General features: G+C 40.7%; 17 protein-coding genes. 14 read left to right on the top strand and 3 right to left on the bottom strand.

The features are described from left to right. Nucleotides 1–49: 49 nt before the first annotated feature. Entirely contained in the window at nucleotides 50–2,557 is a 2,508-nt protein-coding gene (locus tag LPW40_RS07185) for a heavy metal translocating P-type ATPase (RefSeq protein WP_230821555.1), read from the top strand. Between the two features lie 221 nt (nucleotides 2,558–2,778). Continuing rightward, entirely contained in the window at nucleotides 2,779–3,027 is a 249-nt protein-coding gene (locus tag LPW40_RS07180) for a copper ion binding protein (protein WP_230821554.1), read from the top strand. A 274-nt stretch (nucleotides 3,028–3,301) separates the two neighbouring features. Here the strand turns inward: LPW40_RS07180 and LPW40_RS07175 are convergent, their stop codons facing one another. Further along, complete coding sequence (locus LPW40_RS07175; protein WP_230821553.1) at nucleotides 3,302–4,843, bottom strand: multicopper oxidase family protein; 1,542 nt, start codon at nucleotides 4,841–4,843, stop codon at nucleotides 3,302–3,304. A 467-nt stretch (nucleotides 4,844–5,310) separates the two neighbouring features. Here LPW40_RS07175 and LPW40_RS07170 point away from each other — a divergent pair, with 467 nt between their 5' ends. From LPW40_RS07170 to gap, 7 genes are all read left to right on the top strand, one after another. Further along, on the top strand, nucleotides 5,311–5,844 hold the full coding sequence (locus LPW40_RS07170) for a redoxin domain-containing protein (protein ID WP_230821552.1): 534 nt from the start codon (nucleotides 5,311–5,313) through the stop codon (nucleotides 5,842–5,844). Nucleotides 5,845–5,855: 11 nt separating this feature from the next. After that, a complete protein-coding gene (locus LPW40_RS07165; protein ID WP_230821551.1) occupies nucleotides 5,856–7,499 on the top strand; it encodes a cytochrome c biogenesis protein ResB in 1,644 nt (547 codons plus the stop codon). Between the two features lie 2 nt (nucleotides 7,500–7,501). Next, nucleotides 7,502–8,701, top strand: coding sequence for a c-type cytochrome biogenesis protein CcsB (ccsB, locus tag LPW40_RS07160; RefSeq protein WP_230821550.1), 1,200 nt, complete (start codon nucleotides 7,502–7,504; stop codon nucleotides 8,699–8,701). A 163-nt stretch (nucleotides 8,702–8,864) separates the two neighbouring features. After that, nucleotides 8,865–9,776, top strand: coding sequence for a cation diffusion facilitator family transporter (locus LPW40_RS07155; protein ID WP_230821549.1), 912 nt, complete (start codon nucleotides 8,865–8,867; stop codon nucleotides 9,774–9,776). A 170-nt stretch (nucleotides 9,777–9,946) separates the two neighbouring features. Further along, nucleotides 9,947–10,651: a cytochrome c biogenesis CcdA family protein gene (locus tag LPW40_RS07150; protein ID WP_230821548.1), complete on the top strand. Its 705-nt coding sequence runs from the start codon at nucleotides 9,947–9,949 to the stop codon at nucleotides 10,649–10,651. 192 nt (nucleotides 10,652–10,843) lie between these two features. Continuing rightward, a complete protein-coding gene (locus LPW40_RS07145) occupies nucleotides 10,844–11,365 on the top strand; it encodes a CueP family metal-binding protein (protein WP_230821547.1) in 522 nt (173 codons plus the stop codon). A 196-nt stretch (nucleotides 11,366–11,561) separates the two neighbouring features. Then, nucleotides 11,562–12,560 (top strand): type I glyceraldehyde-3-phosphate dehydrogenase, encoded by a 999-nt coding sequence (gene gap / locus LPW40_RS07140; RefSeq protein WP_230821546.1) that lies wholly within the window; start codon nucleotides 11,562–11,564, stop codon nucleotides 12,558–12,560. A gap of 169 nt (nucleotides 12,561–12,729) precedes the next feature. Here the strand turns inward: gap and LPW40_RS07135 are convergent, their stop codons facing one another. Continuing rightward, the gene (locus LPW40_RS07135) at nucleotides 12,730–13,266 is read right to left on the bottom strand and encodes a YdhK family protein (protein WP_435532274.1); all 537 of its coding nucleotides are present in this window, start codon (nucleotides 13,264–13,266) and stop codon (nucleotides 12,730–12,732) included. 567 nt (nucleotides 13,267–13,833) lie between these two features. Here LPW40_RS07135 and LPW40_RS07130 point away from each other — a divergent pair. The 3 genes from LPW40_RS07130 to LPW40_RS07120 all read left to right on the top strand — a co-directional run bounded on the left by LPW40_RS07130 (nucleotide 13,834) and on the right by LPW40_RS07120 (nucleotide 16,914). Further along, nucleotides 13,834–14,745: a F510_1955 family glycosylhydrolase gene (locus LPW40_RS07130; RefSeq protein ID WP_230821545.1), complete on the top strand. Its 912-nt coding sequence runs from the start codon at nucleotides 13,834–13,836 to the stop codon at nucleotides 14,743–14,745. 116 nt (nucleotides 14,746–14,861) lie between these two features. Further along, the gene (locus LPW40_RS07125) at nucleotides 14,862–16,250 is read left to right on the top strand and encodes a HAMP domain-containing sensor histidine kinase (RefSeq protein ID WP_230821544.1); all 1,389 of its coding nucleotides are present in this window, start codon (nucleotides 14,862–14,864) and stop codon (nucleotides 16,248–16,250) included. Continuing rightward, nucleotides 16,243–16,914, top strand: coding sequence for a response regulator transcription factor (locus LPW40_RS07120; RefSeq protein WP_230821543.1), 672 nt, complete (start codon nucleotides 16,243–16,245; stop codon nucleotides 16,912–16,914). Before LPW40_RS07125 ends, LPW40_RS07120 begins: the two co-directional genes overlap by 8 nt. Before the next feature lie 55 nt (nucleotides 16,915–16,969). On the opposite strand, the gene LPW40_RS07115 is transcribed toward LPW40_RS07120, so the two are convergent. Continuing rightward, on the bottom strand, nucleotides 16,970–17,299 hold the full coding sequence (locus tag LPW40_RS07115) for a four-helix bundle copper-binding protein (protein WP_230821542.1): 330 nt from the start codon (nucleotides 17,297–17,299) through the stop codon (nucleotides 16,970–16,972). 253 nt (nucleotides 17,300–17,552) lie between these two features. On the opposite strand from LPW40_RS07115, the gene LPW40_RS07110 reads away from it, so the two are divergent. Continuing rightward, on the top strand, nucleotides 17,553–17,996 hold the full coding sequence (locus tag LPW40_RS07110) for a CopY/TcrY family copper transport repressor (RefSeq protein ID WP_230821541.1): 444 nt from the start codon (nucleotides 17,553–17,555) through the stop codon (nucleotides 17,994–17,996). 115 nt (nucleotides 17,997–18,111) lie between these two features. Beyond that, a complete protein-coding gene (locus LPW40_RS07105) occupies nucleotides 18,112–20,214 on the top strand; it encodes a heavy metal translocating P-type ATPase (protein ID WP_230821540.1) in 2,103 nt (700 codons plus the stop codon). Nucleotides 20,215–20,348: the final 134 nt, after the last annotated feature.

Raw genomic sequence — 20,348 nt, 5'->3', positions numbered from 1 at the left:
GATTGGTTATGAAGCTGAATCAATCAATTAGAAAAGGAGTTGATAATAAATGGTAACAAAATCATTTAATATAGAAGGTATGTCCTGTGCATCATGCGTACAAACAGTCGAAAAAGCGACCAAGAAGTTGCCAGGTGTTAAAGAATCAAACGTGAATATGGCTACTGAAAAACTGAATATCAGTTTCGACGAAAATGCACTCTCTGTACAGGAAATCCAAGATGCAGTTGGAAAGGCCGGGTATAAGGCTTTAACAGATACAGAACAAAAATCATTTAAGATAGAGGGGATGACATGTGCATCATGTGTTCAAACCATTGAAAAGGCCACAGGAAAACTTGATGGCGTGTTGGATACCCACGTTAACTTAGCTACAGAAAAAATGAATATTGAGTATGATCCATCCGTGGCTTCAGTTTCAGATATTCTGGATGCAGTATCAAATGCAGGTTATGAAGCCCATGAAGATATATCTTCATCAGAATCTGTTGATGAAGATCGTAATAAAAAACAGCAAGCTATAAAAGGTCTTTGGCAAAGATTTTTGATATCCGCGATATTTACTGCACCTCTATTATACATTGCGATGGGCCATCTGATAGGCGCACCATTACCTGAAATTATTGACCCGGCAATCAATCCAGTAGGGTTTGTGATGATACAACTCATACTAACTTTACCTGTAGTCTATATGGCTAGAAGCATTTATTCATCAGGTATTAAAACATTATTTCGCGGACATCCAAATATGGATTCTTTAATTGCTGTCGGTACTGGTGCAGCATTCGTGTACGGTATCTTTGCAGCAATTATGATCTTTTCCGGTGATGTGAGTTTTGCAAATGATTTATATTTTGAAACGGCAGCAGTAATTTTAACTTTGATTACATTAGGTAAGTATTTGGAAACTTTAACTAAAGGAAAGACTTCAGATGCGATCAAGAAGCTAATGGGACTCGCACCTAAGAGTGCGATTGTAGTAAGAAATGGACAGGAAATAGAAATATCAATTGATGAAGTGGTGGTTGGTGACACAATCATTGTTAAACCAGGAGAAAAAATGCCTGTTGACGGTGTTGTTACTGAAGGTATGACTGCAGTGGATGAATCCATGTTGACAGGTGAAAGTATTCCAGTAGAAAAAACCAGTGGAGATAATATCATTGGAGCGAGTATCAATAAAAATGGATCAATTCAGTATGAAGCGACTAAGGTCGGAAAAGACACTGCATTGTCTCAAATTATAAAGCTGGTAGAAGATGCACAAGGTTCAAAAGCACCTATTTCAAAGCTGGTTGATATTATTTCTGGATACTTTGTGCCAATTGTCATTGGACTTGCCATCCTTGCAGGGTTGGCATGGTTTATAAGTGGACAGTCAGTACTCTTTGCTTTAACTGTTTTCATCACCACGTTGGTTATCGCATGTCCATGTGCACTTGGTTTAGCGACTCCGACCTCCATTATGATTGGAACAGGTAAGGGCGCTGAAAATGGTATATTAATTAAAAGCGGTGTTGCCCTTGAAACCACGCATAAACTTCAAACGATAGTTTTTGATAAAACAGGAACAATTACAGAAGGGGAACCTAAAGTCACTGATATTATTACTGCTAAGGGGATTTCAGAGAATGAATTATTGATGTTGGCTGCATCCGCTGAAAAAGGTTCGGAACATCCTCTTGGTGAAGCAATAGTCAATGGTGCCGAAGATAAAGGTTTAGCTTTACAAAAAACCAAAAATTTCAATGCAATAACAGGTCACGGCATTGAAGTGATGGTTGACGATAAAAATATGTTACTGGGTAATAGGAAATTGATGGATGATCAAAACATTGCTTTAGGAGCACTGGCAAGCACTTCAGATGAATTAGCGAATCAAGGGAAAACACCCATGTATATAGCAATCAATAGTGAAATTGCCGGGATTATTGCAGTTGCAGATACGGTAAAAGAAAGCAGCTTAAAAGCGATTCAAAAACTGCATGAGATGGGCATAGAAGTGGCAATGATAACTGGTGATAACAAGCGGACTGCGGAAGCAATTGCCAAGCAAGTCGGGATTGACCGGGTCATGAGTGAAGTGTTGCCGGAAGATAAAGCAAGTGAAGTGGAAAAACTTCAGGATGAAGGTAAAAAAGTAGCCATGGTGGGAGATGGAATCAATGATGCACCAGCTCTTGCTCAGGCAGATGTGGGCATTGCCATTGGCTCCGGTACGGATGTAGCTATGGAATCTGCTGACATTGTTCTCATGAGAAGTGATTTAATGGAAGTTCCGACTGCAGTAGAACTAAGCAAGTCCACCATCAGAAATATCAGACAAAACTTGTTCTGGGCATTTGCTTATAATACAGCGGGTATACCAGTTGCAATGGGTCTTCTGTTCCTATTCGGCGGGCCACTGATGAGCCCGATGTTTGCAGCAGCAGCGATGAGTTTCAGCTCGATATCCGTGTTACTCAATGCACTGCGTTTAAAACGATTTAAACCGTCTGTTGATTCGTCTGATGATTCGTCTGTTGGTCCTTCTGTTGGCCCGTCTGTTGCTCAATGAAGGATAAAGTGGAGTGATAGATAAATTTTAACTTGAATTATATAAGAGAACCATGTACTCATATTTCAACAGATTCTCTGCCATGAAATGAATCTTAAATGATTGTAAGGGGGTGGCTCTGTAAGTTCAGCAAAATAATCATTATTCTAACATTTGAATACTTTACCGCGGTAAGGCACAAAGTGTGTTACATTAATAGAAAATTAAAAGGAGGAATGTATATGCAACAAAAAACATTAAATGTCCAAGGAATGTCATGTGGTGGATGTGCTAATAAAGTTGAAGGGAACGTCAGCAAGATTAGTGGAGTTGAATCAGTAAAAGTGCTGCTTTCAGATGGAAAAGTTGATGTGTCATATAATGACAATGATGTTAAATTAGAAGAAATTAAAAGTACTATTGAAGATACAGGTTACAAGGTTATGGATGAATCTGAAAAGGCGGGCAACAGTTGCTCATGTTGTCACTAATCCAAAAGAGTTGGAGCCATCTTACACCAGGTAAAATAAAAAATAGAAAAGACATTACTATATAAAGTAGCACCTCCCAAGTTCACACAGGAAAGAGATGATCTTTGAACTTGGGAGGTTTTAGTTTGAATAGGCGTAGAACGTTTGGAACATATTGCCACTATGCAGTCGAATCCAATTTCATTTTTATAACTCCATATGAGCTATAAAAAATTCAGGAAGTCACTTCCTGAATTTTTTATGATCTTTATTCATTTATTTGAAATATTCGATTTTACTCTACCTTGACCTGTCCCATCATCCCATTGTCTTCATGTTCAAGGATGTGACAGTGGAACATATATACGCCTTTATTTTTAAATTGAATGGCGATTTTTACAGTCTCATCCGGGGCGATGGAAAAACTGTCTTTCCAACCTCTTTCATTCTTGGGTGGTGTCTCTCCGTTTCTTGAAAGGATTTTAAATTGAGCCCCGTGGATATGGAATGGATGAATCATCCCGCCCATCATATCAGGTTTATTATAGATTTCCCATACTTCCGTAACACCTTGTTCCTGAGTGAAGTCAATTCTTTCAGGGTCAAACTTTTTACCATTTATCGTCACCATGTCCATCATTCCGAACAGTTCGATTTCTTTTGTCACCGGCAAGCTCTTTTCTTCTTCTGTGACTGAAAAGTCATTCATTTCATCAGGTATCTCTGTATTTTTACCTGTTTGATCTGTAATTTCAAAAGGCAGGAGCGTAGCACCATCTTCATTTATCAAAGCTATATTTTCATCACTGTCCATTTTTGAAAAATCAATAATTACTTCAGCCCTTTCTGAAGGTGTGAGCGTTAACTCATTCATTGAGACCGGTTCATTCAAGAAGCCACCGTCCGTTGCAACTTGTACAAAATCATCTTCCGTATTCAATTTAAAGGTATAGTTTCTTGCATTCGAGCCATTTAACAGTCGAAGCCTTACTTTTTCTTTATCTACAGTCAATTTTGGGTTCAACGTGCCGTTAATTAACGATGTATCGCCAACTGTGCCGTCTTCATTTGCCGCTGCTTCATAGTTCAATTGTTTTTCATCATCAAATATTTTGTCCTGGAAAACAAGTGGAATATCATTTTTTCCATAATCACTTGGTAATTCAAGATTTTTTGAATTTTGATCTTCGATGTATATTAAGCCGGCAAGACCATTGTATACTTGTTCAGAGGTGTCTCCCTCCGGGTGGGGGTGGAACCATAAAGTTGCAGCTTCCTGTGTTACCTCAAATTGAATGGTATCTTCATCGCCCGGTTCCAATACTTCGTGTGGTCCGCCATCTTCACTTCCCGCCACTTCCAGTCCATGCCAGTGAAAAGTGGTATTTTCATCAAGTTCATTGATTAAGTTTATAGTCACTGTCTCTCCTTTTTCAAATTGGAGCATTGGGCCAAGAAATGAACTATTATAGCCATATGTTTTCGTTTGAACACCGTCAAATATTTCTGTTTCCCCTTTTTGAGCGCGTATTGTATACTCGGTTTCTGCGTCACTTTCACTTTGTAGTAAAGGTGGGATGCCCAGTTCATTCTCTCCTGTCGAATCATTCAGACTTACCACATTATCATGATCCATATGCCCATCCATAGACTCGTCCTCCATTTCCTCTTCCATGGAATGATCGTCCATACTTTCATCCATGGAACTTTCATCGTGTCCTTCCATATTCATTCCTTCGTTTTCTGCAGATGCTTCTCCAGCATTGTTTGTACAAGCTGATAATAAAGCAACTACTGCTAGAAAAAACATGCTGATTAAAAATTTATTTCTCCTCATATTACACAACTCCTTCTTTAGACTTTTGCAAGAAACTTGCCATGTATCATGCTAGATTAAAATTTTCGAGAAATTATGCATAAAATAAGTATTTAATATGACTAAAGAGGAAGTTAATCCCTAAGGAAAACTCTTGAGAATATTTCTCCATTTTCGAAAGAAGTAATACCTGTTTGAAAGACCTAAAACTTAACTAAATTTCAATGAAGGATTAGATCAACTGTTTTTAAAGTAGGCTACTATTTCTTCACTTCCGAGCATCTGGATAATTTCTGCAGAAATATACTATATAATCATCTAATGTTATGGTCTGAACAATTTTTGCCATATCAATATCAGAATTACACAATATTTAATTTAGGAGGTTTTTCTAAAGTAGACATAGAAGTTGTTAAGGGAAATCAGGGATAGTGAAGATCTATTTAACTATGAATGATATATAGGAAAATGTGAAGTAGGTGAAATATATGAAAAAGCAAACAAGAAATATACTCAGGATCACTATCATATCAAGTATTGTCATTTTGGTTGGTGTGACTTTATGGTTCAATTTAACTTCGGATATACAGGCAATACAAGTCGGTGATGAAGCAGTCGATTTCCAGCTCGAAACACTCGACGGGGGGACTGTACAACTGTCGGACATCAATGAAGATAAAGGTGTCATCCTGAACTTCTGGGGTACATGGTGTGAACCCTGCCGCGAGGAAATGCCGGATATGAATGAAGTTTATAATGAAGGGCATGACGACTATGAGCTGATCGCTGTGAACGTATCTGAAGGCGAGCAGCAGATCAATCAATTTCTAGCGAGTCTTGATGATGAACTATCATATCCAATTGCGCTCGACCGTAACCGGGATGTGACTAAAGCGTATCAGATCGGACCGTTGCCGACGACGATTGCCATCGATAAAAATGGAGTGGTCGTTGATAAACAGGAATATCAGCTTTCCATAGATGATATTTATCGTTTTGTGGAACTTGCAACTTCGGAATAGGGTGAAGTGTTGTGGAATTAAAAGAGATAAAATGCGGGTCCTGTGGTCATGTTAATCCGCCGGGCACCCAGCTGTGCCAGTCTTGCGGAAAGATGATCAACAGTGATTATGATAAAAAGAAAATAAAAGACCTCATGCGTTATGACGGCAGTGCCATCCGATCAAAGACAAAATCAAAGAGTATTTTTGATAAGATCTGGATTTTCTTCACTTCCATAAAAGTCGGGGTGGCAATCATTCTTATCATCGCAATTGCTTCCTCCATCGGAACGATCTTCCCGCAAGAGTATTTTATACCCGTCGGTGCGGATCCGCTGCAATATTATACGGAGAACTACGGCACATTGGGCAGGCTGTATTATGAGCTTGGCTTCCATAATCTTTACTCTTCCTGGTGGTTCATCGTGCTGATCGGCATGCTGGCACTGTCGTTGATTGCAGCAAGTATTGACAGAGGTGTGCCGTTGTATAAATCTTTAAAGAACCAGCGTGCCAAAAAGCATCCGACTTTCTACAAGAGGCAGCGCTTAAACTTGCAGCAGGCAAACACGAAGAATACTGATGGGGTCATAGAAGGACTGAAGAAAAAAGGTTATAAAGTCAAATCAGACAATAAACATCATCTTCTTGAGAAAGGCAGGCTTTCAAGATGGGGCCCATACATAAACCACACAGGACTGATTCTCCTTCTGGCCGGCAGCATGTTACGGTTTTTCCCCGGGATGTATGTGGATGAGCTCATCTATATCACCGAAGGTGATACGGTTCAGGTTCCTGAGACTGAAGGCCAGTATTATGTGGAGAACAATGACTTCATAGTGGATATTTATGAAGAGGAAGGTACAGTATTTGATGAGACCGTCCAGAACACCAATGAAACCATCGTCAGTAATTACCAGACGGACATCACGTTCTATGAGAATCAGAATTTAGATGTCGTCGGAGCGTCCCCCGACCTTGAAGTGGTCGAGGATTACAGCCTCCAAGTCAACCATCCATACCGGTTTGAGCAGTTTGAACTGTATCAGTCGAGTTACGATAACACCCAGATGAAGTCCATGACTTTCCAGCTGGAAGACAGTAACGGAGAAACTGTCGGCGATCGATTCACTGTCGCTCTGGATAATCTCGAAAGCACTTATGAGGTAGGTGAGGGGCTGGCTGTGGAGGTACGCGCTTATGCACCGGACTTCCTGGAAATAGATGAAAACGGCGCATTGATTTCTGAGACACCCACGCCGGTAAATCCAGCGTTTATATTTGAGGTGACAGATGATACTTCCAGTGAACTTAGTCTGCTGCAAATCATGAGCTCAACCGACATCACCCCGGACAATGAATACAGTGTCAAGTTCGTTGAAAATGAAAATCACTGGGCCACCGTTCTAACATTGAAAAAAGACTTGACCCTGCCACTTATAGCGACAGGTTTCGTCATCTTTCTTATCGGTCTCTTTATCGGCTCATACATCAACCATAGACGTATATGGATCAATGATGAAAATGGGTTCAATATCAGTGCCCATACAAATAAAAACTATTTTGGTTTGAAAAAAGAGATCAATCCAGTGTTGGAAGAAAACGGTTATAATCACATTTTTGACAGAGACGGCAAAGATGAAAATGACAGCGTAAATACTGATGAGGAGAATTAATTATGGAATCAACACTTTTATCGATAAGTAACGGTCTGATTACGGGCGCATTTTTCATTCTATTGATTGCATTGGTGCCACTTGCACTCAGTGTGAAAACAGAGAAGAAGAAATCTGAGAAACTGGCCATTTTAATGACTGTCATAGCATTCCTTATGCAAATTGGCTATTTTATATTGAGATGGGTTGCAACTGAACAAGCACCGGTATCCAACATGTATGAATTCATCGCAACGTTTTCAATCATGATTATTTTAGGTTATTTGATTACATATCATTATTATAAAACGAAAGTCCTGGGGTTGTTTGCGATTCCCGTTTCATTGCTTTTGATCGCTTACGGCAGTTTGTTTTCTACCGCTGTCAATCCTTTGATTCCATCATTGCAGAGTAACTGGCTTGCAATTCATGTGATTACTGTATCAATATCCTATGGTATCCTTTCCATGAGTGCGGTTGCAGGATTGATCTATCTGCTCAAAGCGATACCACAAAATGAGAAGTCGTGGCGGGCACGTACTCTGGAGATGATCATGGTGGGTATAGTGATCGTTCTGGTTTATATCGGAACGACGCTGGTCATGAAAGGTGCAGTCGGTTACAGTGATGAGTTCATGTATACCAGTCAGCGCGGGGAAACGATGATTGCAGAGTACCATCTGCCAAGTCTCATCAACTACGCAGACGCAGTACCGGTCGAACATATCGGAGATAATCAATATGAACCTGCGGATCATTTCCATACCGGCATCAATTTGCCGCCTGTAATCAATTCCCAATCATTGAACACAGTAATCTGGTCAGTCATCCTTGGTCTGATCGTATACGGCATACTCCTTCTGATCTTAAGAAAACGACTGACTGCATTGGTTAAGCCGCTTGCAAACAAAGCGGACTTGAACTTGATGGATGAAATCGGCTACCGTTCGGTCATAATCGGTTTCCCATTATTCGCACTCGGTGGTATCTTTTTTGCGGCCATCTGGGCACAGATTGCCTGGAGCAGATTCTGGGGCTGGGACCCCAAGGAGACCTGGGCCTTCATCACATTTATGTTTTATACTATTTTCTTACATTTGAGACTGAACAGAGGATATGAAGGGGAGAAATCTGCATGGCTGGCAGTAATCGGCTTCGTACTGATACTCTTTAACCTTATTGCAATCAATCTGATCGTTGCAGGACTTCATTCATATGCATAATTAAAGAAGAGGGTTGATATGACAAAAGATTCTGATTGTTGATGATATATCCCGTTTATTAAAAAAATATTATTAATGAAATTATACATCATCTCCACAATTATGGCAGTGTACCGGAAGTTTATAAATTCTATGAATTATTTTCATAAGGAGGTCTCTATAAATGACTAACAGATACAAAAAGGCTCAGAAGATTACAATAATCAGCATGGTGGTTAATATCATTATGACCATCATTAAATTTATTGGCGGAATTGCAGGCAACAGTCGTGCGCTCATTGCAGACGCTATACATTCTCTCTCGGATCAAGTAAGTTCGATTGCTGTAATGATCGGTCTCAGAGCTGCTCAGAAACCACCGGACAAAGAGCATCCATACGGTCACGGAAAATCAGAGAATGTTGTAACACTGATTGTGGCTATTATTTTAATTATAATCGGCTTTGAAATTGGGTATACCTCCATTGAATCAATCTGGACGGGTACGACGAGTGAAGTCACTTCAATGATGGTGCTCTATATTATTATACTGGGGTTGATCGTCAAAGAGCTGCTTTTCCAATATAAGTTCCGGGCAGGCACCAAATTGAACAGTCCTGCACTTATTGCAGATGCATGGCATCATCGTTCGGATGCAATATCGTCAGCTGTTGCACTGGTCGGTGTCGGTCTCGCATTAGTCGGTTCCCATTACGGTATACCATATTTAAGTCTTTTTGACCCCATTGCAGGTGCAGGTATCGCAATCTTCATAATGTATATGGGTTTCAAGCTGGCCAAAGAAGCAGTGAGTATAACTTTGGAAGTGGTTTTGAATGAAGAAGAGACGACTGGTATGAAGAAGACAGCCACGTCTGTGGACAAAGTGATCCAAGTTGACGACCTGCGTGCACGTTCTCATGGCTCCTATGTGGTAGTGGAAATGAATATCTCGGTAGAACCAAACACCACTGTGGAAGAAAGTCACAGAATCACGAGGAATGTAAAACAAAAGCTGATCAACGAACATGATATAGTGAGAAACGTCCATGTCCATGTTGATCCGTATGATCAGGAAGATGAAAATGAGATTTAAATATAAAGATGTTAGGGGAAAACCCTCAGAATAACTGAGAAAAGTGAAACCACCGATATATTTTTATATTATTATGCAAATTGTAATAAAAACTTTTTAAGTATAAGTTAACGGCATGAGACTGTACTTACCATTTCTGTTAAGATAAATTACGCAAAGGAGGTATTTGCATGGGAAGTGAAGTAACGTTTCTCCTTGCATTCGGAGCCGGGTTCTTAAGTTTTGTCTCGCCCTGTGTGTTGCCGGTCTTTCCTGCTTTTGTCTCATACATTACAGGTATGAGCTATAATGAAGTGGAAAATCAAAAATTTAATGTAAGGGCGATATTACATACACTATTTTTCCTTATTGGATTCAGCCTGGTATATATTGCACTTGGTTTTGGTACAGTGTTTCTCGGTGGGTTCCTTGTCGAGCATTCGAATTTGATCAGGCAGCTCGGCTCCATACTGATAGTGGTATTTGGACTCATCATTACAGGTGTGATTAATTTCAATTTCCTGATGAAAGACAGAAAGATACAGTTTAAGAACAGACCATCTGGATTTTTAGGTTCTATTTTTATCGGGACGGCATTCGGTGCTGGATGGACACCTTGTAATGGGCCAATTATCGGTGCTATCTTTGCTATGAGTGCAACAGCACCAAATAATGCTCTAGCTTTAATGATTGTTTACTGTCTTGGGTTCGCAATACCATTCTTCATTTTGAGTTTCTTTGTATCCCGTACACGTTGGATGTTGAAATATTCAAACGTAATTATGAAAGTTGGTGGTGTCATCATGATTTTGATGGGCGTGCTGCTGTACTTCGACGGTCTGACACAAATTATTATTTGGCTCCAGCCATTCTTCGGAGATTTCCAAGGCTTCTAGCTATGCATAAAGATATTGGAAAAAACAAGTATGAAGTTAGGCTGGAAAACGGACTGCTAAATTACTAAGGGAAAAAGAAAGTGAAAAGCAATGGTGTTACCTTTTCAAGATCAAAATTTCAAATATTTGTTATATTTTCGTGTAAAGTATCCCATTCGAATCGATATAATAAAATATAAGGAGGAGTTTTAAATGAAAAAATATTTGGTATTTGCTTTTCTGAGTGTAACTTTAATTGTAGCTGGTTGCGGTAATGATTCAGCTTCAAATGAATCAACTTCAAGTGAAATAGATGTCAAAGAGTTCGTTGCAGAATTGAGTGCCAGCAATATAGTGGAATCTGCTTCTATTGATGATGAAAATCTTTTAGTAGAAGACGGTGGGGATCAAGATACTTACGAGCTTCCTGAAGATGAGTTCTTTGTATCAGCGGCACCTTACATGACATATACGCATCCGTGTGAAGTACATAGTCTGACAGGATGCCAGGGCGAACTTGCAAATGAGGAAATGAAAGTGAAAATCACCGATGAGGAGGGTGAAGTTCACATCGACGAAACAATGACGACGCTGGAAAACGGCTTTTTGGATTTCTGGCTGCCGAGGGATAAGAATTACACAATGGAAGTCAATTATGAAGGTAATACTCTCGAACATGACTTTTCCACTTTCGAGGGCGATAATACCTGTTTGACGGATTTACAACTTAATTAAAAATCAAAAAGTGGCAGATCAACTGAAAAATGTGGACCTGCTGCTTTTTCATTTCAAATCATCTGGATGGTTTCTGGATAAATATAAGATATAATTATTTATATGTGATATTTCAGAAAAATTCAAATCGCTTGTAACTTTAAAGGTCTTTTAACTGTAGAATAATCAAATCGACTTATTTATTGGAGGAAATCATATGACTGCAAAAGTAGCAATTAATGGATTTGGACGTGTAGGAAGAACAGTGTTAAGGAGATTGCTCGATACAGATTCAGAACTGGAACTGGTGGCTGTAAATGACGTTGCTGATATTGAAAACCTGGCATATCTGCTGGAGTTCGATACGACATACGGCCGGTTGAAGCGTAATGTGGAAGTACGCGATAATATTTTGGTCGTCGGAGAAAGTGAAATGAGGGTCTGCCAGGAAGCCGACGCAAAAGATCTTCCGTGGAAGGAATTGGAGATAGATATCGTACTGGAAGCAACCGGTTTGTATACAACTGAGGATAAGGCAAAAGCACACTTGGAAGCGGGTGCTGCTAAAGTCCTCATAACTGCACCGGCGGATGAAAAAACAAAGATGATTGTACATGGGGTCAATGAGGATAACATTGAAGATGATAAAATCATATCTTCTGCTTCTTGTACAACCAATGATTTAGCTCCGGTTGCTAAAGTCTTAAATGACAACTTTGAAATTGTGAATGGCTATATGACGACAGTGAAAGCCTATACACCTTCGCAATCATTGCATGATGGTCCCAGCAAAGATTTAAGGCGTGGCAGAGCTGGAGCGATGAATGCAATTCCAACTTCCACCGGAGCAGCAAAAGCTGTGGGGAAGGTCATCCCTGCACTTGAAGGGATTGTTGATGGTTCAGCCATAAGAGTGCCGCTTGCAGGTGGTGCATTGGTTGAGTTCTATACCAATTTGAAAAAAGAAGTGACAGTTGAAGAAGTGAATGAAGCGATGAAAAAAGCATCCAATCCATCATTTGAATACTCTGACAAACCAATTGTATCTTCAGACGTCATCGGAACGTCAGCCGGTGGTATTTTTGATGCAACACTCACAGACATTGTAAATAATGGCGACAGTCAACTTGTAAAGACCGTCTCCTGGTATGATAGTGAATATGGATTTGTATCTAATCTCGTCCGTCTGACCGAGCATTTTGCCGACACTGAATAATTATTACTGAAAATAAGATGATTCAAACTTATATGTATGGTAATGATGGATACCTGCAAGAAGACTGAAAAACAACGGATTGACGAAATAAAACCCCAGGGTCACAGATTTTTGTATCATCTGTGAACCTGGGGTTTTTAATATCGTTCATGCTATTTGTTGTGATAAATTATTCTACAGGTGCAAGTTCGCTTTCAGTCACCCATTTATGATTCTGAACTTGTTCTTCAGTATCTGTGGTCACGAAATCCACCATATAGACAGTTGTTTCTTCTGATGAATCAATTGTTGCAGTGGCACCTTCCATGCCTTCCATATGCGTCGCATTCATCACTGCTTCATCTCCTGGTTCCAATGGGGCATCTCCCGGATTTTCCAATTCTTCATGGATCACCCATTTATGATCTTCAACAAGTTCTCCACCGTTTGTTGGAATATACGAGACAGTATAGACTGTAGTATCAAATGCGCCTGAAATTGTTGCTTCAGCACCGTCCATGCCCTGCATGTGGGCCCCCTCTATGATTGCCTGGCTACCAACTTCATATGTTGGATTTTTTGCCAGTTCTAGGTCTTCTGGGACTTCGCCGGAACTTGACATTTCTTCAGCTGAGTGTTCCATGTGTTCCATTCCTTCCATGTGTTCCATGTGACTCACGTCTCCTTCAAAATGTGGTTCAGATTGCATGTCGGAGTGATGTAACATTTTTTCCAGTTCTGCCTTGGTCAATCCATTGATATAGTTCGTTTTTTCTCCGGATGTATTCACTTCATAGTAGTAATGGCTGCTCTCTCCGTTATAAGGGAAACCAAGTTTATCTTCCAATTCTTTTTTGGTCAAACCATCGATGTACTTCGTCTTATCTCCAGCTTCGTTCACTTCATAGTAGTAATAACTTCCGTCTTCATGGGCAGTAGTATCAGAACCACCTGCGTTTGCTGCTCCTGTACTAAGCCCCAAAACTAATGCGGAAATCATTGCACCTGATAAAGAGATTTTTTGAAATTGTTTCATCTACCTAGCCTCCAATTTTTGAGATACTAAAACCATACACTTATATTGTGCAGTTTAAGTGCAGGTTTCATGAAAATTATATGTATTTAAAAAAGCAGAGCTCTTTGCATTTGCAGTACCTTGAATTTTGGACAATTTTAAAAAGGTTTGATATATCACATCTCTGCTCACATCTGCACAAAAAATCCACATAATAATAATAGAATGTATGAGGGTACTACAGCATTAATTTTGTGATAAGTTCAGGGGGAAATAACAATGAGGTCAAAAAGACTATTCGTCAATATAATAATATCGGCAATTTTTTTGTCAGGGTGTACCAGTAATTCAGAGGGAGACTTTGAAGTTGTTTTTAATGACAAAATAGAGCATATTCATGGAATGGGATATGCAGGTCAAACTGATGGATTATACTTCGCGACCCATGGTGGCCTGAAAATATATCGCGATAGTGAATGGTATGAAACGACTAGAAATTATAATGACTATATGGGATTCAATGCCGTGGACGAAGGTTTCTACACTTCTGGCCATCCAGGAGGAGATTCTGATATACTCGACCCATTTGGTATTCAACGCAGTTTCGATGGGGGACGGACTCTTGAGCATATTAAATTCGAGGGGGAAACAGATTTCCATGCCATGGCAGTAGGGTATAACAGCCACGATATTTTTCTCATGAATCCTGAAAGAAACTCAGAACTGGAGAAAGGGTTTTATAGAAGTCTGAATGAAGGAGAAACTTGGGAGGAAGTAGATGCTGAAGGGTTAGAAGGAGGCGTGTTATCATTTGCAATGCATCCAGCGGACTCTAATTTTATTGCAGCTGCCACTTCCGAAGGGATCTATTTGTCAAAGAATGGTGGAAATGACTTTAAAGTATTAACGGATGCCGGCCATTCAGGCACAGCTGTATATTTCTTTGAGGATGATTTATATTATGCAACATATGGGGAGAATGGGAATCTGCTTAAGAGAAATGTCAGAAATGAGGATGAGATTGCTATTACTATACCTAAAATGGAGGATGATGGGATTTTATATATTACGAAAAACCCGCAGGACACAGAAGGACTAGCAATATATACTGTAGATGGTGATGCTTACTTGTCTAAAGATGGCCAATCAGAGCGATGGGAGAAAATTTTGGAGGAAGGAGAGGTCAAATGAGTGAAAAAATTTAATAGTACTCAAACATCCATGATTGAACGCTTTAATAAAACATTTAAAGAGACTTGTTTTCAAAATTCATAGTTTATCGATATATCATAAAAAAGAGGGTTGTTATGTTAAACAAATTATCTTTGAAAATAGGGCTTTTGTTTTTCCTGGTTATATTGACAGTGGAGATTATACTGTTTTATATCTTATACACTAACCTGGTCGACGATCGTGTTGAAGAAGTGATGAGAGACCTACTGGCACGGGGGAACGCCCACAGCGACGTACTGGAAGAAAACTATACTTCTTCCACTATAGAGCATGTCGCCATTATGGAATCCGAATCTGAATTTAAAGTCGTGGTAACAGATGATGTCGGAGAGGTGATCACAAGTTCGAATCCGATTGAACCAGAACTGGAAGCAGTTGTTCAACATACTGATCATGATGGTATTCCGGAGGGAGGGGCCATCCTTGAATCAGACTGGTCTAATGAACCCTATGTATCTACAGACAGTCCGGTCACCATAAATGAAAACCATGTAGGGCATGTATTCATGTTTGCTGACAGCAATAATATTAAAAGAATCATCGATCAACTCAGCCAACAATTTTTATTCGTCGGTCTGCTCACTGTTTTCTTAACAATCTTTACTGTGTTCATACTTTCAAGAGTCATCACACGACCGTTACTGAAAATGAAAAAAGCGACGGAACAATTAAGCAGAGGGCATCATGAAGTGGAGCTGTATACCCATCGGAAGGATGAACTCGGTGAACTGGCAACTTCAATTTCAAGGCTGTCAAAAGATCTGGAACGTTTAAAAAATGAAAGAAACGAATTTTTAGGAAGTATTTCACATGAACTCCGCACCCCCTTAACTTATATGAAAGGGTATATGGATATCATCAACCGACAAGACACAACTACAGAGAGCAGGAAACAATACATAAAAATAATTCAGGAAGAAACAACACATTTAGCCGGACTGATTCAAAATCTATTTGAATTGGCTAAAATAGATTATAATGAATTTGCCATCAAAAAAGAAAAAATAATGCTTGGCGATTTGATTCGAACTGTGGTGGCAAACATTCAACCCGCTATTAATAAAAGAGGCATAAGATTCACTGTCGATTATCCAGACGATCTGGTTGCATATGTCGACCCCGGCAGAATCAGACAGGTGTTGCTGAACATATTAGATAACGCGATGAAATATACTAATGAAGGAAACAGTATCGTTATGACAGGAAGTCAAGATAAAGATGAAACTGTAATAACCATTTCCGATACAGGAGAAGGCATCCCTGAAGAAGACGTACCGTACATATTCGAACGGCTGTATCGGGCAGAGAAATCCAGATCACGATCTAGCGGCGGCTCCGGTCTTGGCCTCGCCATCGCCAAAGAAATTGTGGAACTGCACGGTGGTGACATCACAGTGGAGACTACACAGGGGGAGGGGACTGTTTTTATCATATCTTTACCTAAAGGAGATGCAAATGAATAAAGTCCTATTAATCGATGATGAAGAAAGAATGTTGGAACTCTTGGCTTTGTATTTGGAACCTTACCAGTATGATTGCAGAAAAGCATTAGGTGCAAAAGAGGGGCTTAAATATCTCAAAGAAGAAAGTTTTGATATAGTATTGCTCGATATCATGATGCCTGAAATGGATGGTTGGCAGGCCTGCAGGGAAATCCGGCAATATTCAGATGTGCCGATCATCATGGTGACTGCACGCGAACAGAAAGAGGATACCGTCAAAGGACTCAAACTTGGCGCAGATGACTATGTTACAAAACCTTTTGATGAAGCTGAACTGATTGCACGGATTGAAGCCTTGTTAAGGCGGACCCAGACCGGCAGTCAGTTTGACATAGGCGGTTTATCATGGAATGAAGATCGATTTGAACTTTCTTATAAGGGTCGATATATCAAGTTGACACCAAAAGAATTTGCACTCGTTGGATTGTTTATGAAAAATCCGGATAGAGTGTTCACCAGAAATCAACTAATTGATTTGATATGGGGTATGGATTCTGAAACTGAAGGTCGGACTGTAGATTCGCACGTAAGAAATATGCGTGAGAAAATAAGGGAAAGCGGTTTTCCCATTGATGAACATTTTCACACCGTCTGGGGCGTCGGCTATAAATGGATAAGAAAATAAAAAAGTGGCATCCTGATGTATTTTCAGTATGCCACTTTTTACTGGGTAAACTTGATTATGCGACTTCTTTACAAGCTTCTGCACACTTGAAGCATGCCTCGGCACATTCTTTACAATGGTCATGATGATCATGTTTCTGACATTCATTACCACATGCTTCGCATATTTTGGCACACACTGCGGCCAAGTCAGCAGAAAATGGTGAATTCCTCGTCAGCGATTGTTCCAGAAATGCACACATATCTGCACATTCACGGTCCAGGCGGATGCACTCTGCCATCATTTTTACGTCTTCTTCCTTCAAGCAGGCATCGTAGCAATGGTTACACGCGGCCATACATTCATGTAACGTTTGAATCAGTTGTTGATGTTTTTCGTGAGCCATGTAAAAATCCCTCCTATGAATTTTAAAAACTCTTACATGAAGCGAATTCCCGTTTATCTTGTACTTAAACCGATTATGATGAACTCCATAGAAACTGCACAAAACTTTAATACTATGACCATATACTGTAAAACCTAATACCTAAATCTCCGATTTTGATTCATAAAAAAGCAAGGAGGCCTTGACATTTATTGATTACAAATGTAAACTTTAATTAAGAACAATACAAATGTAAACGATTGGAGAGGTGAATATGCCACAGCAGAATTTAAAGATTACCGAGTCCGAATGGGAAGTGATGCGTGCTGTCTGGGCGCAGGATAAGATGGCCAGCAGAGAAATCATAGAAGTACTGCAGCAGAAGAAGGATTGGGGCACCGCAACGATTAAAACTTTTATCGGACGGCTTGTTAAAAAAGGAATGCTTGAGACAGAAAAAGATGGAAAGAAGTTTTTGTACTCAGCCAGTATTAAAGAGAATGAATTCATCAGTTACACTCTGGATGAGACTTTCGATAATATTTGTGATAAGGACGCGGGAAATACGATCGTAGGCTTGATTGAAAAGTCAGTTTTGAGCTTTGATGATATTGAGCAACTTGAAAGAACGATAGAGATGAAGAAAAAAGACGCAGTGAAGGAAGTGCCGTGCAGTTGTACACCCGGGCAGTGCAAATGTCAATCGCATCATCATTGAGAAAGTGATTGTATATAAATGGTAACTTTAAGTTTTAAATACCCCGTGAGGGTATTGAAGTGAAGGAGATAATTTCACTATGCTTCTCCTTAATAAAAAGAAAAGAGGGATAAAAATGTCAGAACATGATCATAAACATCATGGGCATCACCATGACGATCATAATCATCATGACGACCATAACGGTAACGCGAAGCACGGTGACCACGCCGAGCATGGCCACCATGGCCACGGAGACTATGATGGCCACGACGGCCACCACCACCACGGAGATTTCAAGAAAAAGTTTTTTATTTCACTGATTTTTGGTATACCGATCATCTTTCTCGCCCCGATGATGGGTCTAGAACTTCCGTTCCAGTTTACGTTCCCAGGCTCTGAGTGGGTGGTTCTGGTGCTTGCAACCATTCTTTACTTCTACGGCGGTCAGCCTTTCCTAAGCGGAGCCAAAGAAGAGTTGAAAGCTCGTAAACCGGGCATGATGACGCTGATCTCAATGGGGATTTCCGTTGCATACTTCTACAGTCTGTATGCATTCATCATGAATAATTTCGTTGCCCCGGATGCGCACACGATGGATTTCTTTTTGGAACTCGCGACATTGATCCTCATCATGCTGTTTGGACATTGGATTGAGATGAATGCTGTAGGCCAAGCAGGAAATGCCTTGAAGAAAATGGCCGAACTGCTTCCTGATACTGCTGTCATAGTAGATGAGGACGGCAACACGAAAGAAGTCAAACTCTCTGATGTGAACGAAGGTGACGTCGTTCAGGTGGGCGCAGGGGACAATATCCCTACGGATGGCACCATCATATCCGGACGCACTTCGGTGGATGAATCTCTGGTCACGGGAGAATCAAGGAATGTTGAAAAAACAATCGATGATCCCGTCATCGGCGGATCGGTGAATGGTTCCGGTACGATCACGGTGAAAGTGACAGGGACCGGAGAAACCGGTTATATGTCAAAGGTGATGGGACTGGTGAGTCAGGCCCAAAGTGATAAGTCACGCGCAGAACTGATGGCCGACAGGATTGCAGGGTATTTATTCTACTTTGCGCTCAGTGTTGGTTTCATTGCATTTGTAGTATGGATGATGATTTCGAACAATGTCGACTTTGCACTTGAAAGACTGGTGACGGTATTGGTCATCGCATGTCCGCATGCGCTCGGACTTGCCATTCCACTGGTGACGGCACGTTCGACCTCAATCGGGGCGACAAACGGCTTAATCGTGAAAAACCGTGAGTCCCTGGAAACGGCCAGGCGTTTGGATGTAGTCATGATGGATAAGACAGGTACGCTGACAGAAGGCAACTTTGCAGTGAACCATTTTGAAAGTTTCAATGATGCATATTCCGATGAAGAGGTGCTCGGTTTCATGGCGGCAATAGAAAAAAGTTCGAGTCACCCGCTTGCAGTGGGGATATTGGACAAAGCAGCAGAAGAAGATGTGAACATCCCGCAGGCGGAAAATGTCAACAACATACCGGGTATCGGGCTGGAAGGCACCATCGATGGCAAGGATATGAAAATCACAAGTGTCTCATACTTCGAAGATAATGATATGGATTATGACAAAGACCAGTTCGAATCCCTTGCCGGCCAGGGGAACTCGGTCAGCTTCCTTGTCATAGATGGTGTAAACAGCGGTATCGTCGCACAGGGTGACCAGATCAAGGCAAGTTCGAAAGGCATGGTCAGAGACCTGCTCGACCGGGGGATTGAACCGGTCATGCTGACTGGGGACAACAGACAGGTGGCAGAAGCCGTCGCAGCAGAACTCGGCATCACTGATGTCCATGCGCAGATGATGCCTGAAGATAAAGAGGCAATGATTCAGTCATATCAGAAACAGGGTAAGAAAGTGATGATGGTCGGAGATGGCATCAACGATGCACCGAGCCTTGTACGTGCAGATATTGGCGTGGCGATCGGTGCCGGTACGGATGTTGCAGTCGAATCCGGAGACGTCATACTGGTCAAGAGTGACCCGTCGGATATCATGAATTTCTTATCACTGGCAGAGAAGACGATGAGTAAAACAGTACAGAATCTGTGGCTCGGAGCAGGGTACAACATAGTCGCAGTCCCGCTTGCAGCAGGTGTGCTCGCTGGAGCAGGGCTCATCCTTTCACCCGCTGTCGGTGCCATACTGATGTCGATCAGCACAGTGGTTGTTGCACTGAATGCAATGACACTAAAGTTGAACTAGTAAAAAAGCAGATTGTGAGCCACTGTGAACTGTAACTCATAATTTAGACATTTAAAAACGTTAAGCTGTGAGTAGATGACCTCGGGGTATTGAACCGGGGTCATTTTTTAATTTATTATTGATAGTCAAATTAT

Origin of the sequence: Salinicoccus halitifaciens (assembly GCF_021026095.1) — a bacterium.
Classification (GTDB): Bacteria; Bacillota; Bacilli; order Staphylococcales; family Salinicoccaceae; genus Lacicoccus; species Lacicoccus halitifaciens.
Note: the sequence above shows the minus strand (reverse complement) of the source record. Positions and strands in the feature narration are given on the sequence as shown.

Excerpts from the sequence above, each read along its gene's own strand:
- LPW40_RS07185 (WP_230821555.1), top strand. The coding sequence starts at position 50 with ATGGTAACAAAATCATTTAATATAGAAGGTATGTCCTGTGCATCATGC.
- LPW40_RS07180 (WP_230821554.1), top strand. The coding sequence starts at position 2,779 with ATGCAACAAAAAACATTAAATGTCCAAGGAATGTCATGTGGTGGATGT.
- LPW40_RS07175 (WP_230821553.1), bottom strand. The coding sequence starts at position 4,843 with ATGAGGAGAAATAAATTTTTAATCAGCATGTTTTTTCTAGCAGTAGTT.
- LPW40_RS07170 (WP_230821552.1), top strand. The coding sequence starts at position 5,311 with ATGAAAAAGCAAACAAGAAATATACTCAGGATCACTATCATATCAAGT.
- ccsB (WP_230821550.1), top strand. The coding sequence starts at position 7,502 with ATGGAATCAACACTTTTATCGATAAGTAACGGTCTGATTACGGGCGCA.
- LPW40_RS07155 (WP_230821549.1), top strand. The coding sequence starts at position 8,865 with ATGACTAACAGATACAAAAAGGCTCAGAAGATTACAATAATCAGCATG.
- LPW40_RS07150 (WP_230821548.1), top strand. The coding sequence starts at position 9,947 with ATGGGAAGTGAAGTAACGTTTCTCCTTGCATTCGGAGCCGGGTTCTTA.
- LPW40_RS07145 (WP_230821547.1), top strand. The coding sequence starts at position 10,844 with ATGAAAAAATATTTGGTATTTGCTTTTCTGAGTGTAACTTTAATTGTA.
- gap (WP_230821546.1), top strand. The coding sequence starts at position 11,562 with ATGACTGCAAAAGTAGCAATTAATGGATTTGGACGTGTAGGAAGAACA.
- LPW40_RS07135 (WP_435532274.1), bottom strand. The coding sequence starts at position 13,266 with ATGTTACATCACTCCGACATGCAATCTGAACCACATTTTGAAGGAGAC.
- LPW40_RS07130 (WP_230821545.1), top strand. The coding sequence starts at position 13,834 with ATGAGGTCAAAAAGACTATTCGTCAATATAATAATATCGGCAATTTTT.
- LPW40_RS07125 (WP_230821544.1), top strand. The coding sequence starts at position 14,862 with ATGTTAAACAAATTATCTTTGAAAATAGGGCTTTTGTTTTTCCTGGTT.
- LPW40_RS07120 (WP_230821543.1), top strand. The coding sequence starts at position 16,243 with ATGAATAAAGTCCTATTAATCGATGATGAAGAAAGAATGTTGGAACTC.
- LPW40_RS07115 (WP_230821542.1), bottom strand. The coding sequence starts at position 17,299 with ATGGCTCACGAAAAACATCAACAACTGATTCAAACGTTACATGAATGT.
- LPW40_RS07110 (WP_230821541.1), top strand. The coding sequence starts at position 17,553 with ATGCCACAGCAGAATTTAAAGATTACCGAGTCCGAATGGGAAGTGATG.
- LPW40_RS07105 (WP_230821540.1), top strand. The coding sequence starts at position 18,112 with ATGTCAGAACATGATCATAAACATCATGGGCATCACCATGACGATCAT.